Origin of the sequence: Candidatus Magnetobacterium casense (assembly GCF_000714715.1) — a bacterium.
Classification (GTDB): domain Bacteria; phylum Nitrospirota; class Thermodesulfovibrionia; order Thermodesulfovibrionales; family Magnetobacteriaceae; genus Magnetobacterium; species Magnetobacterium casense.
In genome coordinates this window covers 1-1,224 of the sequence record NZ_JMFO01000070.1, presented here as the reverse complement: position 1 = coordinate 1,224, position 1,224 = coordinate 1, and the positions used below count along the sequence as shown (strand labels likewise).

At 40.0% G+C, this 1,224-nt stretch carries 1 protein-coding gene; it reads left to right on the top strand.

The window, feature by feature from the left end; all coding sequences use genetic code 11:
* Positions 1-257 precede the first annotated feature (257 nt).
* Positions 258-1,224 (top strand): transposase (locus Mcas_RS15865; RefSeq protein WP_040336529.1); only part of this gene is annotated, 967 nt, incomplete at its 3' end.

The window sequence follows — 1,224 nt, the reverse complement described above, 5'->3', positions numbered from 1 at the left end:
TCCGATAGAGTCGCATCCATATCCAATGTGGCTATCTCTTCACACGGCTTTACTGCTTCAAATCCTATCAGACCTGTATTTATTCGCATCAGCGCCTTCAGATTCTCTGTCGCTTCCGGTATGAATGCCTTCCCGATAACTCTCATTTTTTCCTGTTCCTTGAGCCTCTTGCAAAACTCCTAAATTTTAATGATATTTAAGCCCTCCCTATGATAAAATAAATCTCATAAAAACATCTTAAACCATAAGGAGAGCATATGTTAAGAGAGAGTATATCATGGTTATTAGGAAAAGTGCAACGACTATTGTTCCCAGAGCTTGAAGAGATTTGTACCGACCCCATAACTGAAAAGCAAAAGCATTTAATTACAATCCTGGAGATAGTTCAAATAGAAAAGTATATGTGGTGGGTAGATAATCAATGTAAAGGGCGTAAACTTAAAGAAAGATATGCTATTGGCAGGGCATTTGTGGCTAAAGCCGTCTATAATTATCCTACAACGAGTTTGCTGATAGAATCTCTAAAGACAATGCCAAACCTGAGGACAATATGTGGATTTGCTAAAATTAACGATATACCGTCAGAATCAACATTTTCACGTGCTTTTGCCGAATGTGCTACACATGGTTTGGGAGACAAAGTACATGAAGCGTTAGTGAAGGATCACTTAAGTGAAGAGCTGATTGGACATGTATCAACGGATTCTACAGCAATAGAGGGCAACGAAAAACCACAAAAAAAGGAAAGAGATCTAACAGAGAAGAAAGAACCGAAAAAACTTGGCAGACCTAAAAAGGGTGAAGAGAGAGCAAAGAAAACAGAGGAGAAGCGCATTGATAGACAGGTCAATGAAAATTACGAGGTGTCGTTGAAAGAGTTACCCTGTGTGTGTGATATAGGTTGCAAGGTAAATTCTCAGGGTTACAAGGAGACATGGCGAGGTTATAAGTTACACATAGGTGCATCTGACAGCGGGCTTCCTATAACAGTAGTGCTTACATCGGCATCTTTGCATGATAGCCAAGTAGCCATTCCTATGATGAAAATGACAACAGAGAGAGTGACATATCTCTATGATCTTATGGATTCAGCCTATGATGCTGGGCCAATATATGGGGTTAGCAAGGTCTTGGGACATGTACCGATAATAGACAAAAATCCCCGTCGTGGTAGTGTTTTGCCAATGTCTCATGCAGAGGCTATAAGATATAACGAACGAACAT